Below are 23217 nucleotides of genomic sequence, written 5' to 3'. Positions count from 1 at the left end.
TCAGTGCAACGAGCAGGCCTGCTACGCAGGGGGCGGTGTCGGTGAGGACAGGGACGGTAGGAACTGTCGACGCATTCCGAGAACCTCATCGGTGAGGGCGATGGAGGCGGCGCCGTCGTGGACGGTGCCGGTTACCGCTCGGATCGCGTCGATCGATTCCGGTATGACGATCGCTTCGTTGAATACCTGATAGGTGAGGTAGGCCTCGTCTCCGTCGACGGTCACCACGTCCTCCCACACCGCAACCTCCCACATATCGCCTCGCGGTCTCCCCAGATCCCGCATCAGTTCGACGGTGGTGTTCAACGCCACCAGTCCCTCCGCCATGGTGACGAAGGCGATCCGCGGGGCAGCGTGCAGGGCAGCGAGGACCTCGTCGCGGCTGCTGCGTCGGCGCAGTCGCAGGCTCCAGTAATGGTTGTGGGTTTGGGTGTGCGCGGCCTTGGCGGCCATGGTCACCACGTCGAGATTCGGCAGGACGGTTCGCGCGTCCGGTCCTTGATGGGAGGGAATGGACGACTCGGGAACGATCGTGTTCATTACCCCACCCAGGTGGGACTCGCCGGGATCGGTGGCGCGCCGGATCAGTGTGCCCCGCGCGCTGGCCAGCAGATCCGCCGCCTCCAATGCCCCGAGGACCCGCACGATGCTGGTGGTGTTGCACGAGACCACCCGCGTGCTCTCCCGGCCCACGGCGCTGGCGTAATTCGCCTGTGCGACGAAGGAATGACCGGTCGTGGCATGCGATTCACCGCCCTGCAGGATCACCTTCACCCCGGCCCGACGGTAGAGGGGAAGAGCGGCGGCGGCCACCTTCTTCGGTGTGGCGTCCACAACGACGTCCACCTGGCCGAGCAGGTCTTCGAGGGTGCCGAGCACCGGAATGCCGGCGCTGGTCATCGCGTGCCGGGCGGACTCGCCGGCCGCAAATATCGGAATGCCGAGTTCCGCGGCGGTGCGGATCCGCCAGTCGGTGGCAACATCGGCCACTCCGACCAGATGCATATCGGGCATGGCCCGGACCGCATCGGCGACTCGCTTGCCGATGACTCCGTATCCTGTCACGGCCACTCGTATCGGTGCGGGCATCGATATCCTCCTTCGGGTCGGTTGTTGAATGGTTGTATGGATCGCCGCGAGCGCCGCTATCCGGTCGTGTCCCCGACTCGGGGCGGCGCGGCTGCCACCGGTGCCTCCGATGCGGCCGCGCCGGCCTGGCGGGGAAGCTCGAGTCGTTTGAGCATCAAGGCGTTGACCGCGACGATCAGGCTCGAGCCGGACATCGACAGCGCCGCGATCTCCGGGCGCAGCACCAGCCCGAAGGCGGGTTCGAACACGCCGGCGGCGATCGGCAGGGCGATGACGTTGTAGCCGACCGCCCAGCCGAGGTTCTGCCGCATCTTGCGCAGAGTGCCCCGGCCGATGCGCAACGCGATCGGCACATCGAGTGGGTCCGAACGCATCAGCACCAGGTCGGCGGTTTCGATGGCGACGTCGGTGCCGGCGCCGATCGCGATGCCCAGATCCGCCTGCGCGAGCGCGGGGGCGTCGTTGACCCCGTCGCCGACCATGGCGACCTTCTTGCCGCCGCGTTGCAGTTCGGCGATCTTGTCGGCCTTGTCGGCGGGCAGCACCTCGGCGATGACGGTGTCGATGCCCAGCTGTCCGGCGATGCGCCGGGCGGTCGCTTCGTTGTCGCCGGAGAGCATGACCACCTCGATACCGAGCTCGTGCAGCGACGCCACCGCCTCGGCCGAGGTTTCCCGGGCGGCGTCGGCCAGGGCGATCACCCCGACGCCGCGGCCGTCGACCGCGACGAGCACGGCAGTACGCCCCGTCGCGGCGAGCTCGTCGCGTCGGTCCATCAGCGCGCCGAAGTCGACGTTCTCGGCCACCATGAGTTTGCGGTTGCCCACTGCTACCCGCCGGCCGGTCACCTCGGCGACCGCGCCGTGGCCGGGCACGTTGCGGAAGTTCTCTACCGAGACGGCGGGAATGCCGCGCTCGGTCGCATGGCGCACGATTGCGCCCGCGAGGGGATGTTCGGATTCGCGTTCGACCGCTGTCACCAGCGTCCAGAGTTCGTCCTCGGGCAGACCTTCGACGACGACGTCGGTGACCTCCGGCTCGCCTTTGGTCAAGGTGCCGGTCTTGTCCATCACGACGGTGTCGATCCGGGCCGAGGTTTCGAGAGCGGTGGCGTTCTTGAACAGCACGCCGCGCTTGGCGCCGAGGCCGGTCCCGACCATGATCGCGGTCGGGGTCGCCAACCCGAGCGCGTCGGGGCAGGTGATCACCACGACGGTGATGGCGAACAGCAGCGCCATCTGTACGTCCCCGTCGAGCAGCCACCACACCAGGAAGGTGCCCACGCCGCCGACCAGGGCGACGAAGACCAGCCAGAACGCGGCCCGATCGGCCAGGCGCTGACCGGGGGCCTTCGAGTTCTGCGCTTCTTGGACGAGGGCGACGATTTGGGCCAGGGCGGTGTCGGAGCCGACCTTGGTCGCCCTCACCCGCAGGGTGCCGGTGGTGTTGATCGACGCACCGATCACGCCGGAGCCTTCGGTCTTGGTGACCGGCAGGGACTCACCGGTGACCATGGATTCGTCGACCTCGGAGTGGCCGTTCTCGACGACCCCGTCGACCGGGATCTTCGCCCCCGGCCGGATCAGCAGCAGGTCTCCGACCACGACCTCGGTGGTGGGGATGTCCACCGGCTCACCGCCGCGCAGCACCACCGCCCGGGGTGGGGCGAGTTCGAGCAGGGTGCGGATGGCGTCGTTGGCGCCGCCGCGCGCGCGCATCTCGAACCAGTGCCCGAGCAGCACGAAGCTGGCCAGCACCGTGGCGGCCTCGTAGAACACCTCGCCGCCGCCGGTCAGGGTCACGCCCACGCTGTAGAGCCAGCCGGTGCCGACCGCGACGGCGACGAGCACCATCATGTCCAGGGTTCGGGCCTTGAGGGCGCGGTAGGCGCCGTCGAAGAAGATCCACGACGAGTAGAAGACCACCGGAATCGACAACAGCAGCGAGAAGACGTCGTCGCGTAGGCCGAACGGTGCCGCCACGGTGAACCCGAGTACCTCCCGCCCGATCGGCGACCACAGCAGGATCGGGATCGACAGCAGTGCCGCCACGAGGAAGCGGTTGCGCATGTCGCGCACCATCGCGTCCATCGACATCCCGGCGTGCCCGCCGTGGCCCATCAACTGCTGGGGCGTGTGGGCGGCGTGGTCGTCGTGCGCGGCGTGGTCGTCGTGCGCGGCGTGGTCGTCCTGTCCGGCAGAGGGGTGGGCGGCAGAGGGGTGAGCGGTGTGTTCGCGCGGTTCCTCCTGCGGGTCGCACAGGTGCGACGGCACCGACTTGCCCTCGCAGTGGTATCCGCAGTCCCGTACCCAGTCGGTCAGGGTCGCCACCGAGGTCACGGCCGGGTCGTAGGTGACGGTCGCGGTCTGGTTCACCGCGTTGGCCTCGACAGCAAGGACGCCGGGTCGGCGGAGCAAGGTGGACTGCACCACCGCCGCCGAGGTCGCCCAGTGCAGGCCACCGACCTCGAGTACGGCGGTGCGTTCGTTTCTGTTTGTCACGGTGTTCGAGGACATGGTGTTCTCCGGACGGTCGATGGAATACGCATTGCGAAAGGCGCATTGGAGGGTCAGGGAAAGCAACCGAAGAGCCGAACGCAGTTAGCGGCCCGATCCGTGGCCTCCGTGGCCTCCGTGGCCGGGGCCGCCCATCATCATCGCCATCATCAGCACGCAGGCCCCGGCGAACACCAGGGCACCGACGCCCACCGTGCCGGTGGCCACCAGCGCAATGGCGATCGCCAACATGGGGATACAGCAAATCACCATCATCGCGCGGTGTCCGAGAGCTCGACGCATTCGCCCGGCACGCGCGGGGGCCGGTTCGGAGTGTTCGTGGGGCGAGTGCCGACGGTCGGGCATCTCGCGGGGGTCGGTCATCGGGCACCTCTCAACGACTTGGGCTGGTAGCCGAGTGCGGCGTAGAGCGGGCAGTGCCCCAAGGCTCCGGTCACCGCAAGGTCGAGACCGGCCAGGATCAGCAGTACTTCCAGTGCGGCCACTCCGAGGCCCGGGGACTGGAACAGCAGGACGATCCCGGCGGTAATCGCGGCCGCTCCCACAACGATGCGACCGATGCGTTCGGCCGGGGTGATGTTCAACGACCATCGACGTGCCATCACAACCGCTCCTTCGCCGGTGAGCCGGGGCAGATTCCCCGGGCTTGCTGCTTGCCTTCATCCTCGTCGGGGGGTACGTAGATTCGGTGCGTATCGGATGAGGGTTTGATGAAGATGTCGTGCCGCATGGCCCGCGTCTTCGGTCCGAGGGCGCGGTGTCTTGTGCGCTGGGAGTTCATCGGCGGATCCTTGTCGTCGGGTGCCGCTGCAGCGGGAACTGCAGCGTCTGTCCCCCACCGAGGGTGCGGTGTGCTCCGTCCACGTCGACGGTGACCGCGGTGGCGGTGCAGCGATGGGCGGTCAGGTACAGCGTGCTCTCGTCGAGGCGCACGTCGATGCGGTGGCCCCGGTAGTGCAGTCGGAATTGCAGTTGCCGGATTTCGGGGGGCATCTGCGGGGTGAGCACCAGACGGTCCGACTCGAAGCGGACTCCGGCGAACGAGCGGGTGACGATGTCGACGGTGCCGGCCATCGCGCCCAGGTGGATGCCTTCGCGGGTGGTGCCGCCCTGCGTGTCGTCCAGATCGGCGATCAGCGCTTCCCGGAAGACGCCCCAGGCGCGGGCAGGATCGATCCGGGCCAGCACCGAGGCGTGTACGACCCGGCTCAGGGTCGACCCGTGTGCGGTGCGGGCCAGGTAGTAGTCGACGGTGCGGGTCAGCTGCTCGGCGGTGACGTCGTAGCCGAGCCGGGCGAGTATCGACAGCAGCTCGGTCGGTCCCAGCAGATACAGCAGCATCAGCACATCTGCCTGTTTGGCGAGCTTGTAGCGGTTGGTGGTGTCTGCTTCGGATTCCAGGATCAGATCGAGGCGGCCGATGTTGCCGTAGGTGCGCCGATAGCGAGGCCAGTCGAACTCGGAAAGCCGGTCGTATCCGTCGAACTGGCTGATCAGCCCGTCATGGAACGGCACCGCGATGCGACGGCTCAGATGTCGCCATCGCGTCATCTCCTCGGGGTCGACGCCGAGCCGGTCGAGCAGTTCGTCACCGTCGGTGCCGGCCAGCTCCGCCACCGTCGCGGCCGCATGGTGACACACCCAGGCGGCCATCACATTCGTGTAGGCATTGTCGCGGACACCGAGACCGGGGGCCTCGGGATACCCGTCGTGGTATTCGTCGGGGCCCATCACCCCGGAAAGGTGGAACCGGTCCTCCTCCGGGTCGTGCTCGGCCAGGGACGTGAACAGGCGGGCCACCTCGATCAGCAGTTCACCGCCGCGGTCGGTGAGCCACACCCGGTCACCGGTGCTCTGGTAGTACTGCCAGGCGTTGTAGGCCACCGCCAAGCCGACGTGTCGTTGACGGCGGGAGTTGTCGGGCATCCAGCGTTCCGAGCGCGGATTGTAGAGCTGGGTGGGGGTTTCCTCCCGTCCGTCGCTGCCGCTCTGCCAGGGAAACAACGCGCCGGCAAGTCCGGCGCGGGCGGCGGCGTCGCGGGCGGTGTCGAGACGTCGCCACCGATAGTCCAGCAGCGACCGGGTCACCGCGGGCAGGTGGGTGGTGATCACCGGCAGGACGAACAGCTCGTCCCAGAAGACATGGCCGCGGTAGCCCTCACCGTTCAACCCGCGGGCCGGAACACCGGTGTCGAGGTCCTCGCTGTGCGGGCTGACGGTTTGCATCAGGTGAAACAGGTGCAGGTTCAGCACCAACTGAAGTTCCCGGTCGGTGTCGAGTTGGACGCGGAACCGATCCCACAGTCGCCGCCACGCCGCCTCGTGCCCCGGAAGCAGCTCGGTCACCCCGCCGGGGACGCGGTCGAGTTCCCCGAGAACACTCGATCCCGGCGACGCGATGGCCGCGTCCTTGGAGGTGGCGATCGCGGCGATCTTGTCGACCACCACCGGGTGGTCGTGGTGAACCTCGAGACGGAACTGGTGAGCGGGGATGCCGGCGGTCGTATCGGTGTCTCTGCCCCGCACGTCCCCGGCGCGCACGCGGGTGCGTACCGCCGTCGCGATCCGGATGCGACTCTGGCTGGTGTAGGTCTGTACCAGCAGCACATCGGGCTGGACGTGCCGAATCGTGGTCGCGGTCAGGTGCCGATGGGCCAGGGCTGCATAGTCCGCGACATTCGAGTTGGTCACCGTGGGATCGATGCCGGATCTCAGGGTCAGCGTGCCGCTCCAGCCGAGGGGGGTCAGCGTCGTCTCGAGCGCGGCCAGATGGAAGCGCTGCATCGAGACCACGCGTCGTTGCCGCACCTGCAGACGCCGTCCCTGCCCGTCGCGCAGGCGCACCTCGCGGATCAGCAGTGCCCGCCGCAGATCCAGCACCCGCCGCTCGTCCTCGACGATCAGACCGCCCTCGGACCACCACGGTCCGGTTTCGATCCGCACATCGAGCCACAGCCAGTCGGCGGTGTTGACCAAATGCTCGTCTTCGACCCTCCGCCCATGCACGGAACTGGTGAGCCGGTTGTAGACGCCCGCGAGATACGTTCCCGGGTAATGGGTGCCGTCGGCCCGGCGTTCGGGGGCGGCACCCCGCACACCCATGTATCCGTTCCCGAGGGCGGTCAATACCTCCCGGTGGCCCTCGTGCGCGGGATCGAAGCCGCGGTAGATCAACTGCCACGGATCGGTGCGTACTGCACCGAGGTCCAACTCCGACACGTCACCGAGCACCAGGTCCGCGCCCGCGGCCTCGAGGAGCCGGCGGTTGCCACCGCGATCGATGCCCACCACCAGGGCGAAGCCGCCCCGCCGGGCCGCCTCGATACCGGATCCGGCATCTTCGACGACGACCGCTCGACTGGGCGGCACCCCGAGCAGCCGTGCAGCATGGAGAAACACCGCCGGATCCGGTTTGCCCGGCAGATCCCGCTCGGCGGCGACCGTACCGTCGACGACCACGTCGAACATCGTGTCCAGGGCGGCGGCGGACAGCACGGTGGTGGCATTGCCGCTGCTGGTGACCACTGCGGTGGCGACCCCGCCGAGGCGCAGGCGTTGCAGCAGCGCGAGGGTGCCGGGGAACACGGGCACTCCCTGTTCGGCCAGCAGCGTGTGGTAGCGGCTGTTTTTCCGGTTACCGATCGCGTGGACGGTCCACGCGTCCTCCGGGTCGTCGGGGGCGCCGGGGGGAAGGCTGATTCCCCGCGCGGCAAGAAACGTCGCGACACCGTCCGAGCGCGGCCTGCCGTCGACATAGCGGCGGTACTCCACGGCGGCATCGAACGGAGTTTGCGCCGCCCCGACGCGCGGGTCGCGTAGTGTCTCGTCGAACGTCTCCTTCCATGCCCGTGCATGCAGGTCCGCGGTATCGACGAGCACCCCGTCCATGTCGAAAAGTACGGCAGCGTAAGGGTAGTGCGCATGACCTTCCGGGCGGATCCGTCCGTCCGATTCCGCCGGGAGGGTGGGCGCGGCGTGCACAGGAGCGCTGTGGTCCTTCGACAGGGCCGAGTCGGGGCCGCTCACGGGATGTCCTGAACCGGCGACACCGCCTCGCACGGGTCGTCTGTAGGGGCGTTCCACCGCCAGTTCCGAATCTCGGGCATGTCCTCGCCGTGGCGCCGGATGTACTGGCGGTGTGCGATCAAAGTGTTTTTCAGTTGTTCACGGGCATGGGCGGCAGCGTCGCGCAGGTGGGGCAACAGATCCAACGCGGTGATCGCCAGATGGAACCGGTCGATCCGGTTGAGCACACACATATCGAACGGGGTGGTGGTGGTGCCCTCCTCGATGTATCCCCGCACGTGCAGGTTGGCGTGATTGGTGCGTTTGTAGGTCAGCCGGTGGATCAGCCAGGGATAGCCGTGGTAGGCGAACACGACCGGCGTGGTCCGGGTGAACAATGCGTCGAAGTCGGCGTCGGAGAGCCCGTGGGGATGGTCGTCGGCGTGTTGCAGACGCATCAGATCCACGACGTTGACCACCCGGATCGCCAACTCGGGGAACAACCGGCGCAGGATGTCCACGGCGGCGAGCGTTTCCAAGGTCGGCACGTCACCGGCGCAGCCGAAGACGATGTCGGGTTCGCGACCGCAGTCGGTCCCGGCCCACCCCCAGATCCCGATCCCCTTGGTGCAGTGGGCGATCGCATCATCGACGGACAGGTACTGCAGTTGTGGCTGCTTGCCGGCGACGATGACGTTGACGTACTGGCGACTGCGCAGGCAGTGATCGGCCACCGACAGGAGCGTATTCGCATCCGGCGGCAGATAGACCCGCACCACGTCGGCCTTCTTGTTCACCACGTGATCGATGAATCCCGGGTCCTGATGAGAAAACCCGTTGTGGTCCTGGCGCCACACGTGCGAGGTCAGCAGGTAGTTCAAGGACGGTATCGGATACCGCCAGGCGATGGCGTTGGTGGTCTTGAGCCACTTGGCGTGTTGATTGAACATCGAGTCGATGATGTGCACGAACGCCTCGTAGCAGGAGAACACCCCGTGTCGTCCGGTCAACAGATACCCTTCGAGCCAGCCCTGGCACAGATGCTCGGACAACACCTCCATCACCCGCCCGTCCGGCGCAAGATGCTCGTCGAGGTCGGTGACCGGCAGAGCCCACGCCCTGTCGGTGGCCTCGAGCACCGCGTCGAGCCGATTGGAGTTGTTCTCGTCGGGCGCGAAGACCCGAAAGCTCGTCATGTTCTCGGCCATGACATCGCGCAGCAGGTGGCCGAGGATCCGGGTCGACTCGGCGACAGTGGCGCCGGGTTCGGTGACCTCGACCGCATATCGGCGGAAATCCGGCATCTTCAGCGGACGGAGGCCACCGCCGCCGTTGGTGTGCGGGTTGGCGCTCATGCGCCGGTCTCCCGACGGGTGCAGGTCGGCGATCTGCGGATACGGTGCGCCGCCCCCATCGAACAACTCCTCGGGACGATAGCTGCGCAACCACTGCTCGAGCACCGTTCGGTGCGAGGCATCGTCGCGCGCATTGCCGAACGGCACCTGATGCGAGCGCCAGGATCCTTCGACGCGGTGACCGTCGACCTCGGTCGGTCCGGTCCATCCCTTCGGGGACCGCAGCACCAGCATCGGCCACCGGGGACGTTCGGCTGCGCCGTCGCGGCGCGCCCGTGCACGGATCGCGGCGATATCGTCGAGGGCACGGTCGAGCGCGGCGGCGAACTGCCGGTGCATCTGTTCGGGATCGTCGCCCTCGACGAAGTACGGTGTGTGACCGTATCCCCGCAGCAGCGATTCGAGTTCGTCGGGGTCGATGCGCGAGAGCACGGTGGGACTTGCGATCTTGTAGCCGTTGAGATGCAGGATGGGCAGCACCGCACCGTCCCTGGACGGATCGACGAATTTGTTCGAGTGCCAGCTCGCTGCCAGGGGGCCCGTCTCGGCTTCTCCGTCTCCGATAATCACCGCGACCACCAGGTCGGGGTTGTCGAACGCGGCACCGTAGGCGTGGGCCAGGGAATATCCCAGCTCACCGCCTTCGTGAATGGACCCGGGCGTCTCGGGGGCGACATGGCTGGGAATTCCCCCGGGAAACGAGAACTGGGTGAACAACCGGCGCATGCCGTCTTCATCGCGGGAGATATCGGGATATACCTCGCTGTAGGTGCCCTCGAGCCAGGCGGCGGCGACCGGCCCCGGCCCACCGTGGCCGGGACCCATCACGTACATCATGTTCAGATCGCGGGCGGTGATGACGCGATTGAGATGGGCGTAGATGAAGTTCAGGCCGGGTGTGGTGCCCCAGTGGCCGAGGAGTCGCGGTTTGATGTGCTCCGGCCGCAGAGGTTCGCGCAGCAGCGGGTTGTCCATCAGATAGATCTGACCCACCGACAGATAGTTTGCGGCCCGCCACCAGGCGTGGATCCGCTCGAGGTCTTCGTCGTCGAGTGAAGGCGAGGTTTCCGGCCGGTTGATTGTCACGGATACTGCACCACTTTCTTTTCTCACATCGCTGCGGGTCTGCTCCCACGGTCGGTCGGCCGCTCCGCAGAGGATCCGGTTCGTAGACAAAGATCTGATCAGATGGTGGCCAACGGTTTTCGTGCCGACAGATCCGCGTCCCGGTGACCGCGGCATCTCATCGGCAGCGGTTTGCTTCTCCCCTGGTCCCGGACCGCGGCTGCGGTGCATCCGGTCCTCACAGTGCCCGATCGACCGGTAGAAGACATAGAGGAATCATGAAGATTTGATCAAGATCCGGAGGTGGTCCCGCGCCTCTCGCGAAGCTTCGACCGACTTTTCCGCCACGGCGCGGCAAGCGGGCCGCCATCGACCTGCTCGTGTCGATCAGCGGCGCGCTCCTGACTCGGAGGCGGCGGTGGGGAACCCGGATCGCCGTCGCCGCCCGTCATCCGCGGCTATTGCAAGGGCCGGACGGGAGCTGTCCGCATTCGAGACCGCCGTCGGTGGACAACGCCACCTGCGCGGTGGGTCTGATGAGCACCGGGCATGTTGGTTGGCCTGCCCACCTCAGGCTCTGCGGTCGGTGACCGCTCGCAGACAGGACGCCCACCTCATGCCGGTCATCCGACAGGGACGAGTCTCAACGGTGCCCCGCGAGGTGGCTGATGCGTAATCCGCACCAGTGCTGTAGCCGGGAAGCCTCTGTGCCACGCACTTCCGGCTCGTCCCGCGGCGCACCTGATGTTCGGTCAGCGATCGCCGGCGACGGCTCACCCGGCGCCGGCGGGGCGCCGGGTGAGCGAGTATGCCCACCCGGTCAACGCTGTGTTCGCCTGCGGGCGTGGGTCATCGTGCGCCGGTCGATATGGGCGGGTCGTCAGCTGCAGCAGCAGCCACCCGCTCCGCTCGCCATGGGCAAGGAGCGACCGACCGCATCATCTGCGGAGACGATCTCGTAACCTGCGTCGGTAATGGCGCGGGATACGGCCTGGGTGGTTGCGGTTCCGGTCGTCGTCACACTCCCGGCCTGCAAGTCGACCTCAACGCCGGTCACGCCGGGCACTGCGCCGACAGTGGTTTTCACGGACGATACGCAATGCCCGCAGGTCATTCCCTGAACCTGGTAGGTGGTGACCGTCATCGTCATAGTCCTTTCTCCGAACGCCGTGGGGTGATCCCACACCCGAATCATATACCCCCGGGGGGTATATGATTCGGCTCGGCAGGTTTCTTCAGGAAATCTTCACCTTGGCACCCGGGGAGTGAGGTGGGCGTCCACGGACGCGTCGCCCGAGGCTGGTCGATCGATTCGCAAAACCGTGGCCGTCGGGGCCGGGTCGAGAGCGTCCCGGCGTCGACTATCCTGGCGAGCCTGGATCGAATACCTCTCTCCCGCGCGGGATATCGACCGTCAGCGGTCGGTGCGCCGGGGCGGTAATGACGTTCACTCGAAGCTCCTCGACCTCGGCCGCGACCGAACCACACCGGAGGTACGCGATGAACCCCACCAGCGGACCGGCCACAAGGGGACCGCTTGTCCGGTCGGGGAGACACTCCCTGATGGCGCTTGCGGCAACGGTGGTCCTCGGGACCACACTGTCGGGGTGTTCCGGCGGCGCCGACCCCGCCCCCGGTCCGGCCCCGTCCGCAGCGACGACACCGTCCGGACCGGCCGGGACGGTGACCGGATCGGTGTGGGTCGCCGACGAGGAAGGGGACAGTCTCACCGTGGTGGACGCGGCCACCGACGAGGCGGTGACGACACTGACCGGCGTGGACTCACCCCACAACGTCCAGGTCGGACGGGACGGGACGACCGTATACACGGTCACCGGTGACGACCGGGTGATCGCCATCGACCCGGCCATCTATGCGGTGCGCGCGGTCGCGCCCACGGGTTCGGCGCCGGCACATGTGATCGACGCCCCGAACGGCAAGGTCTATGTGACCGACGCGGGCGACGGCACCGTCTCGGTGTTCGAGGCCTCCGGCTTACGGCCGGCCGGGCGGATCGAACTCGGCGGGATGCCCCACGGGCTGCGGCCCGCGGCAGGAGGTTCGGTGATCGTGGTCGCCGACACCGAGGCCGGCGTGATCCACCTGATCGACCCTGCCACCGATCGGGTCACCGGGGCGGTACCCGTCGGCACCGGCCCGGCCCAGGTCGCGGTCTCCGCCGACGGACGGTTCGCGTACACCGGGACCACCGAGCCGGCCGCGGTGGTCAAGGTCGATCTGACCGCCCGCGCGGTAGTGGCCACCATCGCGGTGCCGGCCGCGCCCGTGCAGCTGTACCTGACCCCGGACGAGAAGACCGTGGTCTCCGCCGACCAAGGCACCCGGCAACAACCCGGCAACACCCTGTCGGTGATCGACACGACCGAAATGACGGTCCGCGCCGACGTCGGCACCGGAGCAGGCCCGCACGGGGTGGTGATCGATCCCTCGGGCACGCGCGCATGGGTGACGAACACGTACGACGACACGATGTCCGTGATCGATCTGCCCAGCCTCTCGGCGGTGGCGACCGTGCCGGTCGGCGAACGACCCAACGGGGTCAGCTTCTCCCCGCGCCCGCCGACGGCCACAGCCCCCTCGACCGGAGTGACGCTTCCGCCGCCAGCAGTTACCGAAGACCGTAGCGACGAGGAACACCCGGATGAGCACGGACCGTAAGGCGCGCCCGGAACGGCCGGATCGGACCACATGACCAACTACCCGTGGCTCGACACCGGCCACGCGGCGGCCGGGGCGGCGGCATCCTCACCGCAGCGCACCACGGCGTCGGAAAAGCGAAACGCCGGCGCAGCGTGTCAGCCACGGAGGCGCCGACGGCTCACGCGGCGCGCAGCCGTCCCGATGCGTGGGATCGCCGTCGGAAGCACCGCGGCAGCCCCACCCTGAAACAGCCCCTCCCCTGCTACCGGGTCGCTCTGCGAAAGCCGTGCTCTACATCGGCATGTTCATCATCGGTATTCCACTCATCTGGTGAAACCACATCATCAGCTGGTGCAGCACTAGGTGCGCCTGGTCCATCATGCCCATCATGTTCACTGTGCTCTCCTTCCGGAATCGGCACTCTCGACGCTCGAGGTGGCCCTAGTATCGGTTCCCGGCGAAGTGGGCGTGCCGTATCGNGGCCGGCGGGTTTCTTCAACAGATCTTCATAAGATCTGCCCGCCACGGACAGATGTCGCTCGTAGGTGTGCTCACCGTGGATCATCGAGGTGTGGCATCGAAAACGGCGGTGCCGAGCCGGGATCGACGGTGGCCTGCCGGCGCGATCGTCCGAGGTGTGAGATGGCTGTTTCCAAACCCGCCGGGCCTTCGCCGAGGCCGGTGCTGGTCGCGGAGGGGGTCGAGAAGAGCTTTCGGCGAGGATGGTGGCCGGCCCGGCGTCGTTCCACAGTGCTGCGGGGCACCGATCTGGTGCTCGCGCCCGGTGAGGTGGTCGGGTTGACCGGCGAGAACGGCTCGGGCAAGTCGACGTTGATGAAGAGCGCCGCGAGCGGCGGTGCCGCGACATTGTGGGCGGATCACCACGGGTGAAGCACCCAACGGGTATTCCTTCGAGAAAGTCCGGCTCGCCCGATCAGGTCTTCGCGACGGTGAGCAGCACCGTGCTGTCTTCGCAGGCGTCGATCCGGTGCCGGGCGCGGGGAATGATGACCAGATCTCCAGTTCTTGCGTCCCAGGAGGTGTCACCAGTGCTGAGACGGATGCGCCCGTGCAGCACGTACACCGTTCCCTCGCCGGGGCTGTCGTGTTCCCCCATCGATCGTCCCTGTTGCAGGGCGATGAGGGTCTGGCGCAGCACCTGGTCGTGACCGCCGTATACGGTTTCGGCACTGCGGCCACTGGACGCGGTGGCGGCGTGAGACCGCAGGTGGCGGGCGACGGCGATCAGCGACAGCTTCTTCATGCCCTTTTTCTACCGTCTCTACCCAGCCGGCTTGTCCTTCTTCCCGCAGACCGCGGACCGGAGTTCTGACTGCAAGGACGCTCCTATGGATGTCAAGCGGTCTGATGGTGTTCGAGTAGCCGGTAGAAGTCGCGGGCGATGTATCGCTTGAGGCAGCGTTTGGTCTCGCGGGACGTCTTTCCTTCGGCGGTTCGTCGGGCGGTGTACGCCTTGGTCGCGTCGTCGTATCGTTGCCGGGACAGCACGACGGTGTGCAGGGCCCGGTTGAGCTGCCGGTCGCCGTGCCGGTTCAGCCGATAACGGGTGGTGACCTGACCACTGTTCGCCGGAATCGGCGCGACGCCGGCGAGCATCGCGAACGCCGCTTCGGACCGGATACGGCCGGGGTGCGACCATGCGCACAGCACCGTGGCGGCCACGATCGGCCCGACGCCGAGCTGGGCGAGCAGGTCCGGCCGCCACCGCCGCACGATGGCCAGGATCTGCTTTTCGAGGTCGTCCGCTTCGGCCTGCAGAGTGCGGGCACGACGGGCGAGTGTCTTCAACACGGTCGCTGTGGTGGTGGTTTCGGTGTTCCAGTCCTTGCGTAGGCGCACGGTGGCGGCCCGACGGATCATCTCGGGTAGTTTGTGTCCGCGAAGCGTGTCGCGCAGTACCTCGGGGGCGGCGATGACGAGGCTGAACAGCTGGCGTTGGGCGACCGTCGAGGCGTCGACGGCGGATCGGCGCGCAGCCAGCAGTACCGATAGTGCTTGACGGTCACCACCTGATCGTGGCGTGCCGACATCCTTGCGGGACAATGCTTCCCGTGCCGCACGCACCGCGTCGAGAGGGTCGGACTTGGCGCCGTGGCGACGTTGGGCGCGCTCGGGCCGGTCGAGTTCGACGACGAGTTCCTCACGGCGTTCGAGCAGTCGGGCCAAGCCGGCACCGTGCCCGCCGGTGCCCTCGATCGCCCACACTCGCACTGCGCTGTGCTCGTCGGCGAAGTCCACCAGATCCTGGTAGCCATCGACAGTGGTCGTCACGGTGATCTGGCCGAGAACAGCGCCGGTGCCGGCGGCGACCGCCGCAGCGGTGTGGGTGTCGACGTGGGTGTCGACTCCGATGACGACGTCGACGATGTCAGTCAAAATGGTCATGCGTTCCTCCATTAGCTCCGGTTGGGACGAAGGGTCCGGTCCGGATGGGAGTCTCGGCAGGACTGTGACGGGACACGGCGGTGCTGTGAACACCACCGGTCAAGCTCCTGATCAGGCCAGTCGCTCCACCGGGCCGGGGCCGACGGACCACGAGCGGACAAGTCCCGGGAAAGGCACGAAGCCAGTCAGGCGAAGAGTCACGCACGCAGTCCATCGACTTCAGCCCACCACCGGCAACTGGCGAACGTGCCGGCATTCACGCGGTTGGTGGTGAATCCATCCTCACAGTCAGCGGAGGACGTGCATGACGGTATGTGGTGAGCCGGGACTCGGTACGCGACGGGCACCCGCACGGTGATCGGGTCCGAGGCGATGCGGGTCGCGGCCTCGACCCGCGAGCGGATGTCGGTGGCGGCCGGGGCGATGTTCAGCCGGCCTTCCTCGGCGGGGCGAGACGGTGCCACTGCCCCTCGGCGAGGCCGGAAACCGGGAGGGTGTTCAAGCGCAGGATCTGCAGCGGCTCGGTGCGGGGGCCGTGGAATCCGGCGTTGAGGACCTCCAGTGGGTTGTCCAAGCGGCCAGCGGGGTGCGTATCTCGTGTACCAGATCCGAGAACCCGCACCGCTGGTGCCCTCAACCGAGTCACGTCGCTGAGCGAGTCGACTGCTGATGTGCGCCCGCTGGTCGAATCCACCCCGAAGCGGTTGGTAGCGGCCACTGGCAATCTCTAGGGCGGAGGCGGGCAGCTGCCGGTCGAAGTCGGGCATCATGCACCAGTCCTGACGACTTCGGATACCAGCAGCATCCTCCCGTTGCCCATCTTCAGAGAACCTTCATCAAATGAACACCTCCCACGGGCAGGCACAGGGCAGGATGGAGCAACGTGGCACCCGCCGGCACGCCGGCTACGCCGCCCGCGGCAGCCTGGTAGCGCCCCTCGCGCACACGGTCTCCCGCGCTCTGAAGAACATTTGTCCCACACGCGTCCGCATCCAGCCGCGGCCCCGATATGACATAGGAACAACACGTGGTCTCCACCGGCGTACCCCCCACGGCCACCGTCTTGGCGTACCTGCCCAGCCCGCCGCAGGGGGTGTGGTACCTCGGTCCCGTCGCGCTGCGCGCCTATGCGTTGTGCATCATCGTCGGGATCGTCGTGGCGATCTTCTGGGGCGACCGCCGCTGGATTGCCCGCGGTGGTGAACCCGGCACCGTCCTCGACATCGCGGTGTGGGCGGTGCCGTTCGGGTTGATCGGCGGCCGGCTCTACCACGTGCTCACCGACTGGCCCAAGTACTTCGGCGAGGGCGCCGACCCGCTCGACGCCCTGAAGATCTGGCAGGGGGGTCTCGGCATCTGGGGCGCCGTCGCGCTCGGCGGTGTCGGCGCGTGGATCGGCTGCCGCCGCCGCGGCATCCCGCTCCCTGCATTCGGGGACGCCCTCGCCCCGGGAATCCTGCTGGCGCAAGCCATCGGCCGACTCGGCAACTGGTTCAACCAGGAGCTGTACGGTCGGGAGACCACGGTGCCGTGGGGACTCGAGATCTACGAGCGACGCACCGATTCCGGCCTGACCGGACCCGACCTGATCGACGGGGTCTCGACCGGCGAGGTCGTCGCGGTCGTGCATCCGGCCTTCCTATACGAGCTGCTGTGGAATCTGCTCGTCGTCCTGCTGCTCGTCCTCGTCGACCGCAGGTTCCGGATCGGGCACGGGCGGCTGTTCGCGCTCTACGTCGCTGGATACTGCGCGGGCCGGTTCTGGATCGAGCTGATGCGCTCGGATCCCGCCACCGTGATCGCCGGCATCCGCATCAACTTGTTCACCTCGGCGATCGTGTTCGTCCTCGCCGTCGCCTACGTCGTCCTCGCCCGCAAAGGCCGCGAGGCGCCCGAAGACCTGAAATCCCCGCCTGGACGCACCGGACCTCGAGATGACGTTCGACGGACCACGGACGCATCGGTGCCGTAGAGGGAGAATCTGCGCCGGGATGAACGGGGAACCGGGACGCCGGTCCCGCATTCCGACACCAGGCGATGATCGCCATCCGTTTCGCCGCGGCGACATCGACGTGGACGACTCCCCGGCTCAACGACGCGCCCTGCGCCACTTGCTGATCCGACGCAACGCTCTCCTTCGACCCCCAGGAGACTATTCGTGGTCGACCTCTCGTATCGCAGAGTTCGTACTCGGTTCCGCCGTAACCTAGGAGGCCGGGCCGCATGCGGCACACGAGAACAGCGGGTGACCCGGTCACAGCTTTTCCAAGGTGGCCCGTGCCTTGACGCACAACACCGAGGATCGAACCAGGCGATCATGATGGCACAGCTCGCCCCACGGCCGGTCCGGGCGGATCCCGGGGAAGGCGGGGCGCCGACCGGTGAATACAACGCATTTGTGCCCATTCCGCGGTTGCGCGCTCGCGCCGGAGACCTGATCGGACTCCCGCATCCGAGCGCCGACGACCCCACCGTGGCGAAACCGACACATCATGACTCGGGGCGCAAGGCGCACAGGTGGCCGGGCCGGGACCGTGGCGGTCGAGTCCCGAGGTCCGAGCCCGCCGAGAGAAGGAGTAGCGATGCAACTGGGACTTGTGGGCCTGGGCCGGATGGGTTCGGGCATGCGCCGGCGCCTGCGTCGACGCGGCCACGACGTCATCGGATTCGATCCGCACTCCGCCGCCAGTGATGTCACCTCTCTGGAGGCTCTCGTCCAGGCGTTGTCCGTCCCGCGCACGGTATGGGTGATGGTTCCCGCCGGCGCACCGACCCGGGAGGTGATCGGCCAGCTTTCCCGGATGTTGTCCGGAGGAGATCGGGTCGTCGACGGCGGCAATACCCGATTCACCGAGGACCGCATCCATGCCGAGATCCTTGCCCACGCGGACATCCGATTGGTGGACTGTGGGGTCTCCGGAGGGGTGTGGGGGGAAGCCGACGGGTATGCGCTCATGGTCGGCGGCCACCCGACCGATGTCTCTGATCTGATGCCGATCTTCGAGGCGTTGTGTCCGGACGGTGAGCGCGCCGACTCGTTCGTCCATGCCGGGCCCCTCGGGGCAGGACACTACGCCAAGATGGTGCACAACGGCGTCGAGTACGGCTTGATGCAGGCCTATGCCGAAGGCTTCGAGCTTCTCGCCGCCGAGGAGTTGATCACCGATGTACCCGCAGTGCTGAGAGCCTGGTCGCGGGGCACCGTCGTGCGGTCGTGGCTTCTCGATCTTCTTGTCGACGCGGTGTCCGACGAAGACGAGTTCTTCCGGGTGTCGGGGTATGTGGAGGACTCCGGTGAAGGCCGCTGGACGGTCGAAGAAGCCCTCCGTCATGCTGTCCCTGTCCCGGTCATTTCCGCCGCCCTGTTCGCTCGGTTCGCCTCCCGGCAAAGCGATTCGCCGGCGATGAGAGCCGTGGCCGCCCTGCGTCGCCGATTCGGTGGCCACCCCGTACGCACCCACCGCCCACCGAAGGAATGAGGTGGGTTGGCTTTGAGAAATGTCCGCGGCTCCCCGGTGATCGCACCGTGCCACCCTGCCGTGAGCGGCACCCTTGCATCTGCCGGCGAGGACTGCGGCCACATGCATTTCCTCGGTGCTGCCGGGCACCGCAGTGGACGAGGAACCGATCGGCCAAAGCGTGCGGCGGTGACGTACTCACGTCGTTCGGATTGTGCCGTGATGATCGCAGACCGTCTCGGACACGAAGTCGACGATCGACCCGAAGCTCACGCGCCCGTCATGCGCGGTCGGGTGTGATACGTCATCCTGCGATACCGACGACGGGTGCTCTCACCGTCGAAGGGACCGAGGGCCACTGTGCCAGCGTTGGACGGTGCGGCCATAGTTCCGGTCCCCGCCGCCGTTCGAAGAGCGGGAAGACGGTCCTCACACCACCCTCGATGTGCAGTCGCGACCGACGAACCGCTTGACAGTCCGATCTCTCGAAGTCGGAGCCGGGTCAGCCGAGGGAGGCGATCAGATCGTGGCACGCCTGTTCACACCGTCGGCACACCTCGGCACACATGCGGCAGTGTTCGTGATGGGAGGCGTGTCGAGCACACTCGTCGCCGCACGCCTTGCACGCCGCCGCACAGGTATCGAGGACGGACCGGGTGAGGTTGGCGTCGTAGCCGGTGTGGCGTGAGAGCACCCGCCCTGTGGTCTCACAAATGTCGGCGCAGTCCAAATCGATGCGGATGCACTTGACCAACTCGGCTGCCGCATCCTCGCTCAGACACGCATCGGCGCATGCAGTGCATACTTGCGCACACTCGATGCACGCCTCGATACAGGCGGTCAGTTTCGCCGTGTCGATCCGGTCGAAGCTCTTGGGGTAGGTATCGAGCATGCTCGCTACGGTGCTCACTGGTGTCTCCTCTCGTCGATGCCGGTTGCTGTGTCGCTGGAAGTACCCGGTTCAGATGCCGTACCCGTTCATCCGTCGCGAAAAACGAGGTGCCGTAGTTTTTGTGGTGCTGCATCCCGCGCCGACCATCTCCCTGTCCGGCCATCCGGCGTGGTGTTCGACGACCGACGCGTCCTTTTTTCGAATGCGCCGGTAGAGCCCACCCGGATCCTGGACCAATGTGTTGGGGCGCAGGGCTCACGCCCGGTCGTCGGCAGATCCGCTCGGCGATGGCCGAATCCCGCGCGGTCGTAGCGCGAGCCACAGCGCGGCCAACACTACGGACAGCCCGAGCACCGTCCAACGGTTCGGGCGCTCACCGAGCACCAATGCTGCGAGAACAATGCCCACCACCGGCACCAGGAACGTCCACGCGGTCAAGGTGTCGAGCCGGCAATGCCGGCTCTCGGTGAACCAAGCGACGAATGCTGCGGCGGTACCTCCGACGGACATCGCACCCAGCACTGCCACAAAGCCCGGAGTCCAGGAAATGGTGGGCGCTCCCTCCGTGAGCGCTGCCCAGACGGCCAGCCCTGCTCCACCGAGCACGAAATGCCATCCGCTGGCTGCGACGACGTCGAGCCCGCCCAAGCGGCGGCCCAGCAACGTGCCGGCGGTGACCGCCACGGCGGACAGCAACGCCAACACCGCCCCTTGCCCTCCGCCGCCGGGCACGGCCACCACCACCAAGCCCACGAATCCTGCCGCCAGCGCTGCGACCGTGCGCGGGGAGATTCGTTCCCCGTACCACCACCACGCCGGCAGCACGATCAGCAGTGGTTGCGCGTTGGCCAGTACCGCGGCCGTGCCGGTCGACGATCCCGCCACCGAGGCGAACATCGCAGCGAACGCGAGGGTGACATTGACCGCAGCCAGTGCGGAGATCAGCAGCCACGCGCGCCGCCCGCGGGGTCGAGGTCGATGTTGGACCCCCGCCACCGCCAGAAGCACTCCGCCCGCCACCAGGGCACGCAGCGCCGCGAACCACAGGATCGGCGCATACGCGAGCCCCCACTGGATCCCGAGGAAGCAGGCGCCCCACGCCGCGATAATCCACGCCATACGCAGCGGTTTCGGCGCGCGCAGCTCCGGGGCGGCCTCGACAGTCATGATCTGCCGTGTATGCCTGCGGTTCGGTGTAACGGCTCCTTGTTGTCCGGCCGCGCACGACGGGGGTATGCATCACCACGCAAGTCGAACATCCCTGTAAGACGCACTGTTTCCCTTCCGGCGATGCCTAGTCGCGCCGATTCACGGCGACGCTGTAGCGGTTATCGGCACAGTGTCATCGGTCGAGTTCACGCCGTATTCTCCGACCGGAACAGCCCAGTCCCCTTCCAGCTGTCTGCGGGTGTCGAAGTCGAGTCTCGCCGCCGGGCGGGTCCGATCCGACACGGACGGTACCCCTCGATAGTTGTCTTCACCACCGTAGGTCGCCCCACAGGCAGGGTCACCTGTGTGGAGGATCCGGCGCCCCACTGCGGGCAGCGCGACACCGGCGGCCACGGAACAGCAGTACAGCGAAAGCGCTCACCTCCGGCGTGTTTCGCCGACCGAATGCGCGTGGTGGTCCTGCCGCTTTCACCCTGCCCACGCGCTGCCGCCACCGTCTCGTACGCCGGTCACCGCCTGCGACGATTCGATTCGTCGGTAACGAGCCGGTAGAGCACATACAGCGCGAACCACGCAATCGACACGGCCGCCAGGACGAGCAACGCCTCGAAGAGAACAACCACGACATCAGAGTAGAGTGCCCGGGGTCAATTCGATGGCGTCCGTCGAGCTTCCGGTGAAGAACGACGCTGTTGCAACGACGGCACCTGATCAGCGTCACTCTCAGCCTTGACGTACCGCGATGCCACTAAACTATGTCGCTATGACACCGCAGGATAGATGCGCGGAGCGCCACGTCGCCGGGGCCAGCCGGCGACGAGTGGACGGCTGCACCGAGCCGATCGCTGCCCGGCGGAGCTGAATCCATGCCCCCACCTCTGAGCGAACGGTACCGTCAAGTCGCCGAGACCCTGGGCCGGCACGGACTCGGATTTCTTATCGGGGCGGCGGGTCTGCAGCGGTGGGTGCCCTTCCACCGAGGGCTTCTGGGACACGACCGCCGGGAACAGCCCTATTCGAGTCCCGAGCATCTGCGCCTGGCGCTCGAACAACTCGGGCCGACTTTCATCAAACTCGGCCAGATCCTCTCCACCCGCCAGGACCTGCTACCCGAGTCCTATCGGGTGGAGTTGGCGACACTGCAGGACGCCGCCCCGACGGTGCCGGCCTCGACCATCGTCGAACTCGTCGAGCATGAACTCGGGGATTCCGTCTCGAGGATCTTCTCTTCCTTCGACGTGCACCCGCTGGCCAGTGCCTCGCTGGGGCAGGCACACGCGGCTACATTGCGCGACGGTACCGCGGTGGTGGTCAAGGTGCGACGCCCCGACGTGGTCGAACAGGTCGAGCAGGATCTGGAGATTCTCCGGAATCTGGCCGCCCGGGCCAGCCACCGATGGGAGGCTGCCGCCGACTACGATCTGCCCGGCGTCGCTGAGGAATTTGGCCGCACCTTGCGTGCCGAACTGGACTATCTCGAGGAAGGACGCAATGCGGAACGCTTCGCTACGAACTTTGCCGGTGACGACGGCATCCACATTCCTCGCGTCTATTGGGACACCACCAGCTCCCGAGTCCTGACACTTGAGCGCATCAGAGGAATCAAAATCAGCGATGTGCCTGCTCTCGACGCGGCCGGCGTCGATCGGTCGGCTCTTGCGGCACGGTCCGCCGGGATCGCCGCAAAGATGATTTTCGAAGATGGGTTCTTCCACGCCGATCCGCACCCCGGGAACCTCTTCGTCGAACCCGGTGGTCGCATCGGGCTCATCGACTTCGGCATGGTCGGGCATCTCGATCCGCCACTCCGCGCACATCTCGGAAACCTGCTGGTGGCGTTGGCACGTCGGAATCCGCGCCGCGTAGCCACTGCCCTGGCTGAGATGACTCCTGCTCGCGGTGCGGTCGATGTGGCTGCCCTGTCCGTGGACCTGGCTCCCGTCCTTGACCGTTACGCCGATCGCACCCTGGGTGAGCTCCCGGTCGGTGCCTTGATCCGTGACATCGTGACTGTTCTGCGTCGTCACCACGTCCAACTACCACGCCAACTCGCGTTGTTGCTGAAGATGCTCGTCATGACCGAGGGGCTGGGTGTGCAGGTCGATCCGGACTTCCAGCTCACTCAGGTCATCGCCCCCTACGCCCAGCGGCTGGTCGAAGACCGTTACTCCCCCACCGTCCTGGCGCGTCGGCTCACCGCAGCCAGCGCTGTCGTCCTGGACCTCATGGCCGAACTTCCCGTCCAGCTACAGCGAGTGCAGGACATGCTCGAGGCCGGAGGTCCGGAGGTCCATCTACGGACCGCCGAACTCGACGCACTCGTGGGTCGACTCGAAACGACGACACATCGCCTGGCCGTCGCCATTCTCGTCGCCGCGGCTCTACGGGGACTTGGGGATGCGGCGGCGGCCACCGGGGCGGACCGACACGGACTCTGGCACCGCCTCCTCTTGGGGGTCGGTCTGGGTACGGCCGGATCACTAGGGCTGTCGCTGGTGTGGACGACCCGCCCACCCCGGCGGCGGTAGAGCAATAGCGCTGTCACCGCACACGCACACCTGTCGGTGCCGTCGACCCGAGCCACGTCGCTCGGGCCTTGC

16 protein-coding genes and 1 pseudogene are annotated in these 23217 nt (G+C 67.1%); 5 read left to right on the top strand and 12 right to left on the bottom strand.

Annotated features, from left to right (window positions below; all coding sequences use genetic code 11):
* Positions 1 to 21: 21 nt before the first annotated feature.
* The 7 genes from QR64_RS16015 to QR64_RS15990 all read right to left on the bottom strand — a co-directional run bounded on the left by QR64_RS16015 (position 22) and on the right by QR64_RS15990 (position 11174).
* The gene (locus QR64_RS16015; RefSeq protein ID WP_039586169.1) at positions 22 to 1089 is read right to left on the bottom strand and encodes a type II glyceraldehyde-3-phosphate dehydrogenase; all 1068 of its coding nucleotides are present in this window, start codon (positions 1087 to 1089) and stop codon (positions 22 to 24) included.
* A gap of 56 nt (positions 1090 to 1145) precedes the next feature.
* Entirely contained in the window at positions 1146 to 3590 is a 2445-nt protein-coding gene (locus tag QR64_RS16010) for a heavy metal translocating P-type ATPase (protein WP_235367172.1), read from the bottom strand.
* 99 nt (positions 3591 to 3689) lie between these two features.
* On the bottom strand, positions 3690 to 3968 hold the full coding sequence (locus tag QR64_RS25990; protein ID WP_084222351.1) for a hypothetical protein: 279 nt from the start codon (positions 3966 to 3968) through the stop codon (positions 3690 to 3692).
* The gene (locus QR64_RS16005) at positions 3965 to 4207 is read right to left on the bottom strand and encodes a DUF2892 domain-containing protein (RefSeq protein ID WP_039586167.1); all 243 of its coding nucleotides are present in this window, start codon (positions 4205 to 4207) and stop codon (positions 3965 to 3967) included. The genes QR64_RS25990 and QR64_RS16005 overlap by 4 nt, the downstream gene beginning before the upstream one ends.
* 175 nt (positions 4208 to 4382) lie before the next feature.
* Positions 4383 to 7631 (bottom strand): beta-phosphoglucomutase family hydrolase, encoded by a 3249-nt coding sequence (locus QR64_RS16000; protein WP_268814374.1) that lies wholly within the window; start codon positions 7629 to 7631, stop codon positions 4383 to 4385.
* Positions 7628 to 10045 (bottom strand): phosphoketolase, encoded by a 2418-nt coding sequence (locus QR64_RS15995; RefSeq protein WP_200886515.1) that lies wholly within the window; start codon positions 10043 to 10045, stop codon positions 7628 to 7630. Before QR64_RS15995 ends, QR64_RS16000 begins: the two co-directional genes overlap by 4 nt.
* An 865-nt stretch (positions 10046 to 10910) precedes the next feature.
* Positions 10911 to 11174, bottom strand: coding sequence for a heavy-metal-associated domain-containing protein (locus tag QR64_RS15990; RefSeq protein WP_037217551.1), 264 nt, complete (start codon positions 11172 to 11174; stop codon positions 10911 to 10913).
* Positions 11175 to 11593: 419 nt separating this feature from the next.
* Between QR64_RS15990 and QR64_RS15985 the strand changes: the two genes are divergently transcribed.
* Positions 11594 to 12709: a hypothetical protein gene (locus tag QR64_RS15985; RefSeq protein ID WP_039586163.1), complete on the top strand. Its 1116-nt coding sequence runs from the start codon at positions 11594 to 11596 to the stop codon at positions 12707 to 12709.
* 624 nt (positions 12710 to 13333) lie between these two features.
* Positions 13334 to 13531: pseudogene (locus tag QR64_RS25985) on the top strand (ATP-binding cassette domain-containing protein); the annotation flags it as partial.
* A gap of 94 nt (positions 13532 to 13625) precedes the next feature.
* Here the strand turns inward: QR64_RS25985 and QR64_RS15980 are convergent.
* The 3 genes from QR64_RS15980 to QR64_RS26845 all read right to left on the bottom strand — a co-directional run bounded on the left by QR64_RS15980 (position 13626) and on the right by QR64_RS26845 (position 15671).
* Entirely contained in the window at positions 13626 to 13955 is a 330-nt protein-coding gene (locus tag QR64_RS15980) for a cupin domain-containing protein (RefSeq protein WP_006554259.1), read from the bottom strand.
* 92 nt (positions 13956 to 14047) lie between these two features.
* Complete coding sequence (locus tag QR64_RS15975; protein WP_006554260.1) at positions 14048 to 15097, bottom strand: IS110 family transposase; 1050 nt, start codon at positions 15095 to 15097, stop codon at positions 14048 to 14050.
* A gap of 427 nt (positions 15098 to 15524) precedes the next feature.
* Positions 15525 to 15671 (bottom strand): hypothetical protein, encoded by a 147-nt coding sequence (locus QR64_RS26845; protein ID WP_153811630.1) that lies wholly within the window; start codon positions 15669 to 15671, stop codon positions 15525 to 15527.
* 453 nt (positions 15672 to 16124) lie between these two features.
* Between QR64_RS26845 and lgt the strand changes: the two genes are divergently transcribed.
* On the top strand, positions 16125 to 17069 hold the full coding sequence (gene lgt / locus QR64_RS15965) for a prolipoprotein diacylglyceryl transferase (protein WP_039586159.1): 945 nt from the start codon (positions 16125 to 16127) through the stop codon (positions 17067 to 17069).
* A gap of 610 nt (positions 17070 to 17679) precedes the next feature.
* Positions 17680 to 18576, top strand: coding sequence for a phosphogluconate dehydrogenase (NAD(+)-dependent, decarboxylating) (gene gnd, locus QR64_RS15960; RefSeq protein ID WP_039586157.1), 897 nt, complete (start codon positions 17680 to 17682; stop codon positions 18574 to 18576).
* Between the two features lie 481 nt (positions 18577 to 19057).
* Here gnd and QR64_RS15955 read toward each other — a convergent pair whose 3' ends face one another.
* A complete protein-coding gene (locus QR64_RS15955; protein WP_039586155.1) occupies positions 19058 to 19465 on the bottom strand; it encodes a four-helix bundle copper-binding protein in 408 nt (135 codons plus the stop codon).
* Positions 19466 to 19702: 237 nt separating this feature from the next.
* Positions 19703 to 20614, bottom strand: coding sequence for a DMT family transporter (locus tag QR64_RS15950; protein WP_039586153.1), 912 nt, complete (start codon positions 20612 to 20614; stop codon positions 19703 to 19705).
* Positions 20615 to 21483: 869 nt separating this feature from the next.
* Here QR64_RS15950 and QR64_RS15940 point away from each other — a divergent pair.
* Positions 21484 to 23145 carry an ABC1 kinase family protein gene (locus tag QR64_RS15940; protein WP_006554266.1) on the top strand — a complete coding sequence of 554 codons (1662 nt, stop codon included), beginning with the start codon at positions 21484 to 21486 and terminating at the stop codon, positions 23143 to 23145.
* Positions 23146 to 23217 lie beyond the last annotated feature (72 nt).

Origin of the sequence: Rhodococcus sp. Chr-9 (genome assembly GCF_000801125.1) — a bacterium.
GTDB lineage: Bacteria > Actinomycetota > Actinomycetes > Mycobacteriales > Mycobacteriaceae > Rhodococcus > Rhodococcus pyridinivorans.
This window is presented reverse-complemented; position numbering and strand designations above follow the sequence as displayed.